This window comes from Pseudoalteromonas sp. SG44-1 (assembly GCF_014164315.1).
GTDB classification, from domain to species: Bacteria; Pseudomonadota; Gammaproteobacteria; order Enterobacterales; family Alteromonadaceae; genus Pseudoalteromonas; species Pseudoalteromonas rhizosphaerae.
Genome location: NZ_JACJEW010000012.1, coordinates 78053 through 94368 on the forward strand (window position 1 = coordinate 78053; position 16316 = coordinate 94368).

Consider the following 16316-nt stretch of genomic DNA (forward strand, 5'->3'; position numbering starts at 1 on the left):
AAAAACAATTACCTTTTTGCTTAATCTGCTTGTTTTCTTAAAAATGCAGGGATGTCGAAATAATCGCCACCTTCTGATTTATCAGACTTTTTACCGCTATCATTAGTTTTAGATAAACCACTATTGCTTTGCGTTGTCTTGCTCGATTCATGCTTTTCAATCGCTGGAGCAGCAGTCATTTCATCGCCACTACCTTGGCTTGCAAAGCTTGGTACATACATACTGCTAGTTTGGTTTGTTGAACTGCTAACATCAGAACCTGACGCTTTTTTAAAGCCGTTATCGACAATACCAAACTGTGGACGACGATCGCCGCCTAAACCTGTAGCGACTACAGTTACACGTAGTTCATCAGTCATTTCAGGGTCAATAACCGCACCAACCACCACAGTCGCATTTTCAGATGCTAATGCTTTAACGTGATTACCAACAATTTCAAACTCTTCAATTGCGATATCCATACCTGCAGTGATGTTAACTAGGATGCCTTTCGCGCCAGTTAAATCAACGTCTTCAAGTAGTGGGCTTGAGATTGCAGCCTCTGCAGCTTCTTGCGCACGATCAGGACCCGATGCAGACGCTGTGCCCATCATCGCAGTACCCATGGCTGACATTACTGTACGTACGTCGGCGAAATCCACGTTAATCAAACCAGAACGAGTAATTAGTTCCGCAATACCTTGCACGGCACCAAATAATACATCATTTGCTTTAGCGAATGCGTCTAACAGTGTAGTCCCTTTACCTAAAACTTTAAGCAATTTATTGTTAGGAATTGTAATAAGTGAATCTACAATTTCTGACAATTCGTTAATACCTTGTTCAGCCGCTGCTGCGCGCTTTTTACCTTCAAAGTCAAACGGACGTGTCACTACAGCAACCGTTAAAATACCTAACTCTTTAGCAATTTTGGCAACCACAGGCGCAGCACCTGTGCCAGTACCACCGCCCATACCCGCTGCGATAAATACCATATCAGCACCTTCAAGGCTGGCACGAATAGTATCGGCGTCTTCTTCTGCTGATTTACGACCTACATCAGGGTTTGCACCCGCACCTAGCCCAGACGTGATCTGAGTACCTAGTTGCACAGTAATATCTGCTGATGAGTTACGTAATGCCTGAGCATCCGTATTAGCGGCAATAAAACGCACGCCTTCAATTTGTTGCTTAACCATGTGCTCAACAGCGTTACCGCCGCCGCCGCCCACGCCTATTACTTTTATAACAGCTTCTTCGCTGTGTTGTTCCATTATATCAAACATGTTTACTCTCCGACTTGAGTATTAAAACTCGCCTTGAAACCACTTCGTTATGCGGTTCCACCAATTATTATCGCCTTCAGGTTTCGATTTTTGTGCATTCATCGATTGCATTGTGCGGCCATATTGTAATAAGCCAACCGCCGTTGCATATGAAGGGTCATCTACATAATCTGTCAAACCAACTATCCCTATAGGTTTGCCTATTCTCACTGGCATCTGGAAAATGTCTTCAGCCACTTCCATCGCGCCAGCCATTTTAGCACTACCGCCAGTAATGACGAGTCCTGCTGCAATTTGGTCTGCTAATCCTGAACGATGTATTTCTTCCATCGCTAATTCAAATAATTCTCTAAAACGTGGCTCAACCACCTCAGATAAGGTATGACGCGACATTAACCGCGCTGGTCGCCCGCCGACACTAGGCACTTCAATAGTTTCTTCGCTGCTGGCCATTTGGCTACTTGCACAGGCATATTGTACCTTGAGTGATTCAGCATGGGATATCGGTGTACGAAATATTTTTGCAATATCGCCAGTAACTTGGTTGCCCGCTACAGGAATAACTGCAGAGTGGCGCAACGCACCATTGATATAAATAGTGATATCCATCGTACCGCCACCGATATCAAGTACCGCAACACCGAGCTCTTTTTCGTCATCGGTTAATACCGAATAACACGACGCTAATGCGGTGAAAATCAGTTGGTCAACTTCAAGACCACAACGCTCAACACATTTTTCAATATTTTTCGCCATATCGTTTGAGCAAGTTATGATGTGAGCACGTGCTTCCATTCGTACACCACTCATACCACGCGGGTTTTTAATCCCTTCTTGCATATCGATACTATATTCTTGCGGCAGTGCATGCAGCATTTTACGTTCGGCTGAAATAGGCACAGAGCGCGCAATATGAATAACATTTTCAATGTCTTCATCAGTCACTTCAGTATTATTAATTGCCACAACACCACTTTCGTTTTGGCACTGAATATGTTTACCTGAGATCCCCAAATACACGGAGCTAATACGGCAATCAGCCATAAGTTCAGCTTCATCGATTGCACGACGAATAGACTCCGACACCAAGTTAAGGTCGTTTACGCCGCCTTTATCCATACCATGGGACACTTGGCTGCCAACCCCAACAATGCTGAGTTTGTTATCTGCGGTGATTTCACCAACCGTGGCCACCACTTTTGAGGTGCCAACGTCTAATCCAATCACTAGGTTTCTTTCTGCTGACTTAGTCATGCCTTACTCTTATTTTGTAATTGCGCTTCTTCCAGGAGCTTCCAGCTCACCGCAAGGCCGGTATCATACCGTAAATCCACTACATCTACTTGTGCATCTGCACGTTTTTCCATCCGCGGGTAAACATCTATAAACCGTTGTACCCGTTTAGCTTTTTCTTTACGCCCTAATTTAAGGCGAATACCGTTATCGAGCCATAACTGCCATGAAAATCGCTCTGACAATGCCAGGCTGGTTAACTTTAAATTATTAACCTTAAGCATTTCATCAAACTGCTTGAAAGCTCCCCATGCTTCAAATTCACTGCCCTCAGGGCCATAAAGTTGTGGCAGCTCGTCACTGAGCTTCGCACTGCTAGCTTGAAACACTTCACCGCTTTGGTTAAGTAATAAATCACTGTTCCACACTGCGACAGCCTGATGCTCTACCACATACACTTGTAATGTATCTGGCCACTGCTTACGTACCGATGCAGTAGCCACCCAAGGTAAGTCTTGCACTAGACGTTGTATGTTTTTCACGTCTAAATCAAAAAAACTCGATAAGTCGGCTTTTTTAATCGCGCTAATAATCGCTTTTTCATCTGTGTATTGAGGTTTCCCCAACACCGCTAAATGCTTTATTTGCGCATCTTTATTTTCTACCAACCACTGTCTAACGCCGCTGGTGATTTGCACCAAACTGAAAACCACGATTAAAAAAAAGCTCACACCTAAAATTAGCGACCAATTTAGTTGCTGTTTTAATTGTTGCGCTTTTTCCAAAAAGGGATGCATATTAAAGCGTTTGCTCCAAAATGCGAACAACTAATTGCTCAAAGCTTGCACCATTTGCTTTAGCAGCCATTGGCACTAACGATTTTTCAGTCATTCCTGGTACTGTGTTTACTTCTAACAAATAAAAGTTACCGTCTGCATCTTGCATTGCATCAACACGGCCCCAACCACTGGCACCCACTAGCTCAAATGCCGCTAAAGCCATTGCTTGTAAATGCGTGGTATCGCTAGCTGATAAGTCTGCTGGGCAATGATATTGCGTGGTATTTGACTGATACTTTGCTTGGTAATCATAAAAACCATTTGGGGTGGTCATTTCAATTACTGGCTGTACCTCATCGCCTAGTACAGTGATTGTAAATTCGCGCCCTGTTATCCACTGCTCAACCAGTACTTGGCTGTCAAACTTAAACGCTTCGGCTAAAGCAGCTTCAAGCTCTTGCGCATTATTTGCTTGCGCCATACCAATGCTAGAACCTTCGTGCGACGGTTTTACCATCACTTTTTTCAGTTCATTCATTATCGCTGTCGCATCAAAACCACGTTTGCTATCCACCACCGCATAAGGCGCAGTGCTCAAGCCCGCAGATTTAAATAAATGCTTACAACGTATTTTATCCATCGCCAATGCTGAGCCTAATACGTTACTGCCAGTGTATGGCAACCCCATAAACTCAAGTGCACCTTGAATAGTACCGTCTTCACCACCGCGACCATGCAGGGCGATAAATACTCGTTCAATGCCGAGTTCTTTTAATTGCCATAACGGTTGCTCTTTTGGATCAAAGCCAATGGCATCAACGCCCGCATTTTGTAATGCGTTCAATACCGCTTGGCCTGATTTTAGTGATACTTCGCGCTCAGCTGAGTGTCCACCAAACAACACTGCCACTTTGCCAAACTGTGTGTTTAATTGCGTCATACCTTTACCTGCTTAAGTTGCTCAATCGACAGCGATGTCGCCGCGAGTGTTTTTACTAATTGACCAATATTACCAGCACCTTGGGTTATAACTAAATCATTATCTTGTAACGTATCAGCTAATACTCCAGCTAGTTCAGAGCTACTTGCAACATGCAGTGGTTCTTTACCGCGTTGACGTAAGCTACGACATAAACTTTTACTGTCTGCGCCAATAATTGGCTCTTCACCAGCGCCGTATACATCAAGCAATAATAACTGATCAACATCGGCTAACACTTTTACAAAGTCTTCATATAAATCACGAGTACGAGTAAAGCGATGTGGTTGATAAATCATTACTAAGCGTTTATCAGGCCAGCCTTGGCGAATTGCCGCTATAGTCGCTGCAACTTCTGAAGGGTGATGACCATAATCATCCACCAGCATTACTTTGCCACGTTCGTTTTCAAAATCGCCATAATGCTGAAAACGACGTCCGATACCTTCAAACTGTTGCAATGCTTCTAAAATCGCGTGATCAGCTATTTGTTGATCTTTTGCAACAGCAATCGCTGCAGTGGCGTTCAATGCATTATGTTTACCTGGCATATTTAAATGCACAGTTAATTCATCACCTTGCTTAGTGCGCACTTTAAACTGACTGGTATTTGCCGTTTGGCTAAAATCAGTCATGCGGTAATCGGCGTCGCTTGATTCACCATAAGTGATCACAGGACGGCCAAATCGCGGAATAAGCTCAGCTGCCACTTCTGAATCGATACACACCACAGCAAGGCCATAAAAAGGCAGGTTATGAATGAAGTCCACATAAGTATCTTTCATTTTTTCTAAGCTACCGCCGTAGGTATCCATGTGATCTTCTTCAATATTAGTGATCACCGATACCATAGGTTGCAAATGCAAGAATGACGCATCACTCTCATCAGCTTCAGCAATTAAAAAATCACTTTTACCGACTTTTGCGTTACTACCCGCACTATTAAGTAAGCCACCAATAATAAAGGTTGGATCCAGCCCAGCTTGAGCATAAATACTCGCGATCAAACTAGTGGTGGTGGTTTTACCATGAGTGCCAGCGATAGCAATACCGTGGCGAAAGCGCATTAGCTCGGCCAACATTTCTGCACGGCGCACAACCGGAATACGTGCCGCCTTAGCTGCAATAATCTCAGGGTTAGTTTCATCAATTGCACTTGAAACCACCACTACATTGGCATCTTTAACATTACTTTGATGATGGCCAATAAACACTTCAGCGCCAGCTTGGATCAAACGTTCGGTCATTGCACTATGGGCAATATCAGAGCCAGTAATACGATATCCTTCAAATGCGAGTACTTCGGCAATACCGCCCATTCCTGCGCCACCAATACCAATAAAGTGGATAGTGCTAATTCGGCGCATTGCCGGGCGAGTGCTCTTGTGTGTTGACATTTGTTTCACTTAATTATCTCTTTTTTCTGTTACTTGCAGCGCTGACAAGGGGACACCTGCGGCATCCATACAATGCCATGCGACATTGGCAGTAGCTTCTAGTGTCGCCAATTGCTTAGCATTGCTTGCAAGTTCACTGATTAATGCTGGTTTGGCTAAATACGGGCGTAATAGTTCAACAATACTGTGTTGATTGAACTGCCCCTGTGGCATTAATAATGCCGCATTGCCATCAACTAAAAATTTTGCATTCGCAGTTTGATGATCGTCAACCGCATGCGGAAACGGCACAAACACGGCCATTTTTCCTGCAGCAGCAATCTCACTGACGGTTAACGCCCCCGCGCGGCAAATTACAATATCTGCCCAGCCATAAGCGGTATCCATATCATCAATAAACTCAGCTACCTTAGCTTGTTCAGCACTAAAACCTTGCTGCTGATATGCCTGTGTTACTGAGCCTAAATGACCTTTACCTGTTTGATGCCATGTATTGATCTGAAACTCTTCACTGAGCTGTTTAAATGCTGCTGGCAAAGTTTGGTTTAGCACCTGCGCACCTAACGAGCCACCAACGACCAACACGTTAACCGGACTTGATACTTCCCGCATTGCCACATTTGCTACGCTGGCTCGTACCGGATTACCAACCACGTCACTGTATCCAGAGGCAAATGCTTGCGGAAATGCAGCCAACACTTTATTGGCAAACTTGGCTAGGTACTTATTACTCATACCGGCAACCGCATTTTGCTCATGGATCACCAGTGGTATACCTAAGCTTTTTGCGGCAATGCCAGTCGGCCCAGTAACATAGCCGCCCATTGCTAACACAACATCAGGTTGTTGTTTTTTCAATACTTTGCGTGCTTGTAATATGGCATTAATCACCATAAAAGGGGCTTTTACTAAACGTGCAAGGCCATTGCCACGTACACCTTTAACATTAATAAAATCAATCTCAATATTATGCTTTGGTACAACCTGCGCTTCCATTCGATCAGCAGTGCCAATCCAACTCACTTGCCAACCTTGTTGCCTTAAGTGATCAGCCACAGCTATGCCGGGAAAAATATGCCCGCCAGTACCACCAGCAACAACGACTAATTTTTTATTCATCGCTTGCCTCCACCGGATGTTGCTTGTTTAGTGGCCATTTTGGTTTCAAAATCCACGCGTAATAAAATACCTGCCGCAATAGTCATGATAAGTAAACTTGAGCCACCATAAGATACAAACGGCAAGGTTAAACCTTTGGTTGGCAAAATACCGGCACTCGCCCCCACATTAACCATGGTTTGAAATGCAAACCAAATACCTATTGCGAATGCAAAGTAACCTTCATATTCTTTGCCACATTTAAGTGCTTGCTGACCAATTAACAGTGCTCTAAACACCAAAGTACCAAACACCATTAAAATACTGACGATACCGATAAAACCTAACTCTTCGCCAATCACCGCAAAAATAAAGTCATTATGGGCTTCAGGTAAATATTGCAATTTTTGCACACTATTACCTAAACCTTGGCCAAACCAACCACCTTGGCTATATGCCATCAGCGATTGTACTAACTGGTAGCCTTTACCAAATGGGTCATCCCATGGCTCTAGAAAACCGACCACCCGCGCCATCCGATATGGCTCAACAATAATGAGCAATACGACTAAGCCTACGCCTGTTAATATCAAGGCAAAAAACTGCCATAACTTAGCCCCAGCTAAGAACAATAAGCCTACGGTAGTTACAAACATCACCACCACAGTGCCTAAATCGGGCTGTAATAAAATCAACAATGCGTAAACTGCAAACACTGCGATTGGCTTAGCAAAGCCTTTGATGTTTTCTTGAACTTCCTCGCGTTTACGCACTAAGTAACCGGCGATATAACTGAAAAAGAATAATTTAGCCGCTTCAGCAACCTGAAAGCCCACTGGACCTACTGGGATCCAACGTTTTGCGCCATTCACTTCACGTCCAACGATTAACACCACTATCAGTAGCGCCATGCCAAACAGTAATAAGTAAGGATTCGAGCGTTTCCACCAGGTCATTGGTACACAGCAGGTGATCCAAAACAGCACAAAGCCCATCGCCAAAAACATGCTGTGGCGAATAATAATATGATAGGGATTGTTAAATAAGCGATCAGCGGTCGGCATCGACGCACTCGTCACCATCACAAACCCCAAGCCAATTAGCATGATCACACAATATAACAGTGGCACATCGTATAACTGCGCCGATGGCTTAGGAGTTAAAGAGTCGCGGATATCAGCAAATGCGATCATACTGCCTCCGCTAAAACACATTGGCTAAAGTGATCGCCACGTTGCATATAATTGTTATACATATCGATACTGGCACATGCAGGTGCAAGCAACACAATATCGCCCGCAGTGGCAAGTTGCTTGGCAAGCATCACCGCTTGCTGCATATTTTCTGTTAAGTGGCCTTTGTCAGTCAACGCAACCAGTGCTTTGCCATCTTTACCAAAACAAATAAGCGCTTTAACTTGCTGTTGTAAATACGGCTTTAAGCTATCGAGATCAGCGCCTTTGGCATCGCCTCCGGCAATCACCACTAGTTGCTTGGCCTGATCGGCTAAACTTTCTATCGCCGCAATGGTGGCCCCGACATTCGTAGCTTTAGAGTCATTAAAATATTTAACCCCCGCTTGCTCGGCAACAAACTGACAACGATGCGCCAAGCCAGTAAATTGGCTAAAAGCTTGTGCAAACTGACTAGCACTGATATCAAATGGGCTCAATAATGCCATAACCGCTAACGCATTTAGCTGATTATGACGACCAACTACGGCCAAGCTACTAACAGGCAATAGAGCTTTGCCTTGATAACTAAAGTAACTGTCACCTTGATACGTCATTAAACAATAATTCGCATTTTCTAAGCCAAAGCTTAATTGCGGCATTGTTTGTGTATACGTTGCTGGGTCAGTCTTATTTACTACAGCCAGCGCGGCATTAGCATAAATCGTTTGTTTTGAATCAATATAGGCTTGGTAGCTCGGGTAACGATCTAAATGATCTTCCGACACATTAAGTACCGTAGCGCTAACCGGCTTTAAGCTGTGCATCGTATCGAGCTGAAAACTCGATAGCTCTAATACGTAAACATCAAAATCATCAGCTAATAAATCCAGTGCGGCAGTACCAATATTTCCGCCAAGTCCGACCTTATAACCAGCCATTTTCAATACTTCATAAGCCAACGTAACGACAGTCGATTTACCGTTAGAGCCTGTTACAGCCACCACCGGCTTGTCTGTTAAACGGGCAAATAACTCAATATCACCAATCACTTCAACACCCGCTTGCATTGCTTGTGCAACTGCTGGAAGTGTTAAACTTAAACCAGGGCTGATGATGATCATATCGGCGCTTTCAAGCTGTGCAGTTGCTAAATCACCAAACTGCGTCGTTAAATTTGGCGCATGTTGTTGCAACCAATCACAACCGGGCGGTGATTGGCGACTATCAACTACATTAGGCGTTAAACCTTGAGATAATAAAAAACGCACAATGCCCAGACCGGTTACACCGAGTCCGAGCACTGTAATATGTTTGTTTTTCATCTCGTTTAAATACGTCATTTACCTGATCTTTAATGTTACTAGGCCAGCTAACACTAGCACGATAGAAATTATCCAAAAACGCACGATAACTCGTGGCTCAGGCCAGCCTTTTAACTCGTAATGATGGTGGATTGGTGCCATTCTAAAAATCCGTTGGCCACGTAATTTATAAGAGCCAACTTGCAAGATAACCGACAGTGCTTCCATCACAAATACACCGCCCATAATGATTAAAATTAACTCTTGGCGAACTAATACAGCAATAATACCCAATGCTCCACCAAGCGCTAATGAACCAACATCACCCATAAATACTTGTGCTGGGTAAGTGTTAAACCATAAAAAGCCTAATCCGGCACCAACAATGGCGGTACATACTACAACCAACTCACTGGCCAATGGTAAATGTGGAATATGCAAGTAAGCAGAGAAATTCACGTTACCTGTTAAGTAAGCAATAATAGCCAGTGCTGCTGCCACTAAAATAGTCGGTACAATGGCCAAACCATCCAAGCCATCGGTCAGATTCACAGCATTTGACGTCCCCACCACGACAAAGTAAGTCATAACTATGTAAAACAAACCTAGCTGCGGTAATACATCTTTAAAAAACGGCACTACTAATGATGTTTCGTTGGCATGATTAGCAGTAAAAAATAATGCGCAGGCAACCACTAAGGCAATCACTGACTGCCAAAAATACTTCCATTTCGCAATCAACCCTTTTGGATCTTTGCGGATCACTTTACGGTAATCATCAACAAAGCCCACAATTCCCAATGAGCCGATCACAAACAAGGTAGCCCATACATATTTATTCGCTAAATCAGCCCACAGCAAAGTACTGGTAAAAATAGACGCTAAAATTAACAAGCCTCCCATGGTTGGGGTGCCTTTTTTCGATAAATGCGACTCCGGGCCATCGTTACGAACCACTTGACCAATTTGCATTCTTTGCAATGCTCGGATCAACTTAGGGCCAAAATATAAAGAAATTAATAGTGCCGTTAAAATACCAAATACAGCGCGAACGGTTAAATACGAGAACACATTAAATGCACTGTAATATTGTGTTAAATACTCGGCCAGCCAAACTAACATTGAGATACTCCATTGCGGCCAGTTTGCTGGCTGTTAACTAAATCTTGTACTAATAATTCCATGCGAGAACTGCGCGATCCCTTCACGACTATGGTGGTTTTTTGTGCTGAGTCAGTTAACTGTGCTTGTAATTGTTGCAACAGTTCCTCGCGGCTTGAAAAATGCCGCTGTGGTTTAGCAAATTCATCACTGGCGTATTGACTCAGTACACCTAAGCTATACAACTCATCAATACCTTGTTGTTTGGCATAGGCGCCAACTTGTTGGTGATAAAGCGCGGCTTCTTCACCAAGTTCTCCCATATCACCTAACGCTAAAATACGCTGACCTTGGAGGTCGCGTAATAAATCAATTGCAGCCTTAACCGATTGCACATTGGCATTATAAGTGTCATCAATCACGGTTAGTGTTTCATTGACTTGAATAATGTTTACTCGGCCTTTTACTTCAGCCATGGTTGCGAGTGCCGTTGCCACAGCCTCAAGACTAACGCCAAATTCACAGGTTAATGCAGCTGCTATAAGGGCGTTTGTAACATTGTGACGACCTGGCAATGCAAGCTTAACGGGTACTCGATGCTGCTTGGTACAAATATAAAAAGACGCCTGAGCTTGCTCATCGAGGCTGACTTCTTCTGCCCAAATATCTAGTTTTTCAGTGCTTGAAAAACGTTTTACATTGCGCCCTTGTAACTTAGTAAGCCAACCATCACTAAATTCGCTGTCACAGTTAACTAGCGCAATGCCATGCTCTTTCAAACCATCGTAAATTTCACTTTTAGCCGTTGCCACACCCGCAAGAGAGCCAAAACCCTCAATATGCGCAGCTGCCACATTACAAACAACGGCAACATCTGGCTTAGTCATCGCCGTGGTATAGGCAATTTCACCAATATGGTTAGCGCCAAGCTCAATCACCGCATATTTGTGCTGCGGTTCTAGGCGTAACAAGGTTAATGGCACGCCAATGTCATTATTAAAATTACCTTTAGTCGACAGTACTTCACCGTGAGGAGCTAAAATAGCTGCGCACATTTCTTTTACTGTGGTTTTACCGACACTGCCTGTAATTGCGATAGTTTTTGGTGCCACACTGGCCATTACCGCAGCACCAATTTCGCCTAGCGCAATACGCGTATCCGTAACTAAAAACTGTGGAATATCAACGGCAACTTTTTGACTAACAATAGCGGCTATTGCGCCTTTGTCTTTCGCTTGTTGTAAAAACTGATGGCCATCAAAATTAGGGCCTTGTAGCGCTAAAAATACTTCTCCTTCGCATACGGTGCGAGTATCTGTATTAATATTTTTTACTGTTTGATTATCACCTTGATAATCAGTTGCTAGCACATTTGCTAGCCAATCAAAATCCATTGGGATCATAACTGCGATCCTCTTATTTGTTGTTCTTGTGGGTCTAGCTTTTGCTTTTGTTGTAAGTGCTGCTGGACAAATTTACGATCGCAAAAATCTATCCGTTGCGTACCAATTATTTGATAATCTTCATGGCCTTTACCTGCAATAAGCACTACGTCATTGGCATTTGCGTTATCTATTGCAAAGGCAATAGCATGAGCACGGTCAGCTTCTAAGTGCGCACGGTCAGGCTGGCTTAAACCAGCAGCAACATCTTTAATGATCTGCCATGGATCTTCGCTACGCGGGTTATCACTGGTAATAATTACTTTATCAGCATTTTGCTCAGCCGCTTGGGCCATCATTGGTCGCTTGCCTTTATCACGGTCTCCACCGCAACCAAATACACAACTTACGCCACCGGGCACATGTTGTTGCAATGCTTGCAATGCTAAAGCTAACGCATCTGGCGTGTGAGCATAATCAACAATACAGGTTGGTTGGTTTGGCGCGCTAAATGCTTGCATGCGTCCAGCAACTGGTTGCAAGCTTGCACAACCCGCTGCCAGTTGATCTAATGGGTAACCTAAACCAAGTAAAGTTGCGATTGCAGCCGCTAAATTATATAAATTAAATTCGCCAAACAGCGGACAGGTAATAGCAATATCACCCCAACTTGTCGTCAACTGTGCCGATATACCGGTTTTATGGTAAGAAACATCAGTGAAGTATACAAACTTAGCACCTTTTGGCTGCAAGTTTTTATGGCCATAACACACTAAGTTATTAAAATCGTATTGTTCTAACCATTGCTCTACTTGGTTATCATCTTGATTTAGTACCACCAGCTGCGCGTCAAAATCTCGCATTAGCATTAACTTTGCATCGGCATAACTGGCCATATCACCGTGGTAATCTAAATGATCACGCGATAAATTGGTAAACACAGCAGCTTTAAAGTGCGTTTTCGCAACACGCTGCTGTACCAAACCATGTGATGACACTTCCATCGCCACCAGTTTGTTATTGTCAGTGGCAAGTTGCGCTAATATTCTTTGTAAATCAACACAAGACGGTGTGGTATTAATTAACTCAGTTAAACTTTCTGGTTGCCCATACCCAAGCGTACCGATAATCGCTGATTGGGTGTCGCAAAACTTAGCTAAATGAGCAATCATCGCAGTGGTGGTTGATTTACCATTGGTGCCAGTAACACCCACCACATCTAATTGTTTACTTGGTTGCTGATAAAAATGACTCGCTAATGCGGGCAATTTCTTATTCAAATCGGAAATTAAATAAAGCGGTTCAAAATCACATTCAAACTCACATAAACGATCAGCAATTACTGCAACTGCACCATTTGCAATCGCTTTATCAATAAATTGTCCGCCATCTAATTGATGACCTTTAATTGCTACAAAGACATCCCCAGGGGTGACATCTCGACTATCCAAACGCAAGTGCTTTACTAGTAAGCTTGTTGCTGCTACTTCTATTTGTTGTAAAATTATTTTTAAATCACGCATCATCATCTATGCCCTTCACGTAGGCAACCGAGCCTTTGTCTGGTGCCACGTTTAAAATTCTTAACGCATTGGAGATTATTTCTGCAAACACTGGTCCTGCAGTTGCACCGCCATAATAAACATCTCCACCGGGCTCATTGATCATTACAACAACAGCTAAACGTGGATTACTCGCAGGTGCTATACCAGTAAAGTAACCAACATACTCATCACCATAACCACCTGCAGCGGCTTTTTTAGAGGTACCCGTTTTACCCGCAGCACGATAACCATCAACTTTTATGCGGCTCGCTGTTCCACCTTCTTCAAAAACGCTTTCCATCATATGCACAACCGCTTCAACATCTTTTTGTTGAAAAATACGCTCGCCTTCAGGGATTGAATCTTGCTTGAGGATGGTCAACGGTCTATTGATCCCGCCGGCACCTAACATGGCATAAAAACGCGCCATTTGTGCGGTGCTTACAGCAACGTTATAACCAAAAGAAAGTGCTGCAATTTCATGGTCAGACCAACGTCGATTCGGATAAAACAAGCCACTACTTTCACCAACCATGCCGGTGCCTGTATCAGAACCAAAGCCAACTTTTTGGAACAAGCCAACAAAGTAATCCTTCGGTACATCTTGCGTTATTTTTGTCACACCCATGTTACTGGAGTACTTTAAAATCTCACGTAAGGTCATTTCACCATGGTTACGCGAGTCTGTAACTAACGTACCACCGATGCGCATCCAGCCTGGGTAAGTATCAATTTTATCATCCGGTTGGATTGAGCCGTAGTCTAACCCAGCTAATATGGCTAGAGGCTTAACGGTTGAACCTGGTTCGAACAAATCCGTGATCGCTCGGTTACGGCGTTTATGCGGCGCTGCATCATTTAAATTATTTGGATTAAAAGACGGGCTGTTAACCATCGCTAACACTTCACCAGTTCTCACATCGACCACCATCGCAGAGCCAGACGTTGCTTTGTAGGTCAGCACGGCTGATTTAACCGCTTTATAGGCTATCGCTTGAATACGCTGATCAATACTAAGCTGGATGTTTTCGGGTTCAATCCGTTCACGTTCATCAAGCACTTCAACTTCACGCCCCTGTGCATCTTTACGAATTGTGCGACGACCTTCAACGCCAGTTAATGCGTTTTCGTAAAGCTTCTCTATGCCTTCGATACCTTTACCATCAATATTGGTAAAACCAAGCACATGTGCGGTGACTTCTCCGGCAGGGTAATAGCGTTTTGATTCATCTAATAAATGAATACCAGGCAGACGTAAATCGCCAATATAATTGGCAACGGCAGGGGTTACTTGGCGTTTTAGATAAACAAAGCGGCGACTGGCATCATCCCGCAAGCGACCATTAATTTTTTTCGGTTCAATACGCAGTACATCGGCAAGCTCACGCCAACGTAAATCATTTTTGTAGTACAGCGCAATACGTTGTTCAAGTAGCGCGGTATTTTCTGCAAGGGCATTCTCATCTTCGCCATTTTTGCGCGCTTGCTTGAGCACTTTAGCACGCAGTGATTTATGTAATGCTTTAGGATCCGCATATACACTTACAACGGGCACACTAACAGCAAGTTCTTTGCCATTACGGTCAAAAATCATCCCGCGTTGCACATGCAACTTTTCCACGCGCACGGTACGTTTATTACTTTCTGAACGGGCTTTATCAGGCTCGATAACTTGCAAATAAGCAGCACGAGATACTAAAGTCACAAAAACCAGCAGCACCACAGAGCACACCAGCATAAAACGCCATGTGATCAAACTATTTACTGGTTTTTTTCCTCTACTTCTCATGGCAGTACTATCACCTGTTCGTCTTGGCTTGTGGACCGTTTCATTTGCAGTTGCTCAATAGCAATTTCTTCAATGCGCGCATGTTGCGAATAAAACTCTTCTTCAACTAATAGATAACGCCATTCTAAATCGAGTTCATCTCGCTGTTGTAACAGCTGATCTTGTTCAATCAGCTCTTGGCGAGCAAAGTGAGTGACCTGCACCACACTCAAACTAGATGCGAATATCACAACCAGTAAGGCCGAGGTTAACTTGTTTGCTCCTAGGCCTTTGATTATTTCTAAAAATAAATTGGGTTGTCGATGATTCGCTTTTGGCTTCATCCCAATCTCTGTGCCACCCTAAGTACTGAACTGCGTGAACGTGGGTTACGGTCAACTTCAGCTTCGCTTGGCTTAATAGCTTTACCCACTGCTTTTAACGTCAGATTTTGATTTATTTGTGCATCAGTTAAAGGCAGACCTCTGGGTAACGCCGCTCCCTTACTCTGTTTTTTAATAAACTGTTTAACAATACGGTCTTCTAGTGAATGAAACGAAATCACCACTAATCGGCCACCGGGCTTTAATACACCCAACGCAGCTTGTAATGCCGTTTGAATCTCTTCCAATTCGCTGTTGATATAAATACGAATAGCTTGGAAAGTACGCGTCGCAGGGTGTTTGAACTTATCCTTTACTGGCACTGCTTCGTCAACTAAATCAGCAAGTTGCTTAGTTGTTGTAATCGGCGTATGAGCGCGCACTTCAAGTACTTTATGTGCAATACGACGACCAAACTTTTCTTCACCATAAGTTTTGATCACATGAACAATGTCTTCCAGCTCAGCTTCGGCTAACCACTGCGCAGCACTGCGGCCGCTAGTAGGATCCATACGCATATCAAGCGGGCCATCTTTCATAAAACTAAAACCACGTTCAGCATCGTCTAGTTGTGGTGATGACACACCGATATCTAATAAAATACCATCTACTTTTCCTAATAGATCGTTTTGCTCTGCTACTTCGTATAGGTTAGAAAAGCGAGTATGGGCAATGGCAAAACGGCTATCGTCGGCAAACTTTTCGGCAGACTTGATCGCTTGTGGATCTTGATCAATGGCCTGTAATCGGCCATGTTCACCAAGGCGCGCCAAGATTTGTCCAGAATGTCCGCCACGGCCAAATGTACCATCCATATAAATACCGTCTGGCTTAATTGCTAGACCTTCGATGGTTTCGTCCATTAGTACGGAAATATGTTCAAATTGCGCTGTCATTAGCTATTGTTTGCC

The 16316-nt window shown here is 43.7% G+C and carries 14 protein-coding genes; all 14 read right to left on the reverse strand.

The genetic code is table 11. The features are described 5' to 3' along the window. Positions 1–20: 20 nt before the first annotated feature. From ftsZ to rsmH, 14 genes are read right to left on the reverse strand one after another with little or no spacing between them, the layout of a single operon-like run. Positions 21–1265: a cell division protein FtsZ gene (gene ftsZ / locus H5187_RS07955; RefSeq protein WP_149980617.1), complete on the reverse strand. Its 1245-nt coding sequence runs from the start codon at positions 1263–1265 to the stop codon at positions 21–23. A 21-nt stretch (positions 1266–1286) separates the two neighbouring features. Further along, complete coding sequence (ftsA, locus tag H5187_RS07960; protein ID WP_145236894.1) at positions 1287–2519, reverse strand: cell division protein FtsA; 1233 nt, start codon at positions 2517–2519, stop codon at positions 1287–1289. Further along, positions 2516–3295, reverse strand: a complete 780-nt coding sequence (locus H5187_RS07965; protein ID WP_145236891.1) for a cell division protein FtsQ/DivIB — start codon at positions 3293–3295, stop codon at positions 2516–2518. Before H5187_RS07965 ends, ftsA begins: the two co-directional genes overlap by 4 nt. 1 nt (position 3296) lies before the next feature. Then, positions 3297–4217 carry a D-alanine--D-alanine ligase gene (locus H5187_RS07970; protein ID WP_145236888.1) on the reverse strand — a complete coding sequence of 307 codons (921 nt, stop codon included), beginning with the start codon at positions 4215–4217 and terminating at the stop codon, positions 3297–3299. Further along, positions 4214–5653, reverse strand: a complete 1440-nt coding sequence (gene murC, locus H5187_RS07975; RefSeq protein WP_259397186.1) for a UDP-N-acetylmuramate--L-alanine ligase — start codon at positions 5651–5653, stop codon at positions 4214–4216. Before murC ends, H5187_RS07970 begins: the two co-directional genes overlap by 4 nt. 9 nt (positions 5654–5662) lie before the next feature. Next, on the reverse strand, positions 5663–6772 hold the full coding sequence (murG, locus tag H5187_RS07980; RefSeq protein WP_145236881.1) for an undecaprenyldiphospho-muramoylpentapeptide beta-N-acetylglucosaminyltransferase: 1110 nt from the start codon (positions 6770–6772) through the stop codon (positions 5663–5665). Continuing rightward, entirely contained in the window at positions 6769–7944 is a 1176-nt protein-coding gene (gene ftsW / locus H5187_RS07985; RefSeq protein WP_145236878.1) for a cell division protein FtsW, read from the reverse strand. Before ftsW ends, murG begins: the two co-directional genes overlap by 4 nt. Next, entirely contained in the window at positions 7941–9266 is a 1326-nt protein-coding gene (murD, locus tag H5187_RS07990; protein WP_182794612.1) for a UDP-N-acetylmuramoyl-L-alanine--D-glutamate ligase, read from the reverse strand. The genes ftsW and murD overlap by 4 nt, the downstream gene beginning before the upstream one ends. Further along, positions 9267–10349 (reverse strand): phospho-N-acetylmuramoyl-pentapeptide-transferase, encoded by a 1083-nt coding sequence (gene mraY, locus H5187_RS07995; protein WP_145236872.1) that lies wholly within the window; start codon positions 10347–10349, stop codon positions 9267–9269. Beyond that, positions 10343–11731, reverse strand: a complete 1389-nt coding sequence (gene murF, locus H5187_RS08000; RefSeq protein WP_182718048.1) for a UDP-N-acetylmuramoyl-tripeptide--D-alanyl-D-alanine ligase — start codon at positions 11729–11731, stop codon at positions 10343–10345. Before murF ends, mraY begins: the two co-directional genes overlap by 7 nt. Continuing rightward, positions 11728–13233, reverse strand: coding sequence for a UDP-N-acetylmuramoyl-L-alanyl-D-glutamate--2,6-diaminopimelate ligase (gene murE, locus H5187_RS08005; RefSeq protein ID WP_182718105.1), 1506 nt, complete (start codon positions 13231–13233; stop codon positions 11728–11730). Before murE ends, murF begins: the two co-directional genes overlap by 4 nt. After that, positions 13226–15043 carry a penicillin-binding transpeptidase domain-containing protein gene (locus H5187_RS08010; RefSeq protein ID WP_149980613.1) on the reverse strand — a complete coding sequence of 606 codons (1818 nt, stop codon included), beginning with the start codon at positions 15041–15043 and terminating at the stop codon, positions 13226–13228. Before H5187_RS08010 ends, murE begins: the two co-directional genes overlap by 8 nt. After that, the gene (gene ftsL, locus H5187_RS08015; protein ID WP_145236863.1) at positions 15040–15366 is read right to left on the reverse strand and encodes a cell division protein FtsL; all 327 of its coding nucleotides are present in this window, start codon (positions 15364–15366) and stop codon (positions 15040–15042) included. Before ftsL ends, H5187_RS08010 begins: the two co-directional genes overlap by 4 nt. Then, positions 15363–16301, reverse strand: coding sequence for a 16S rRNA (cytosine(1402)-N(4))-methyltransferase RsmH (gene rsmH, locus H5187_RS08020; protein WP_182797703.1), 939 nt, complete (start codon positions 16299–16301; stop codon positions 15363–15365). The genes ftsL and rsmH overlap by 4 nt, the downstream gene beginning before the upstream one ends. Positions 16302–16316 lie beyond the last annotated feature (15 nt).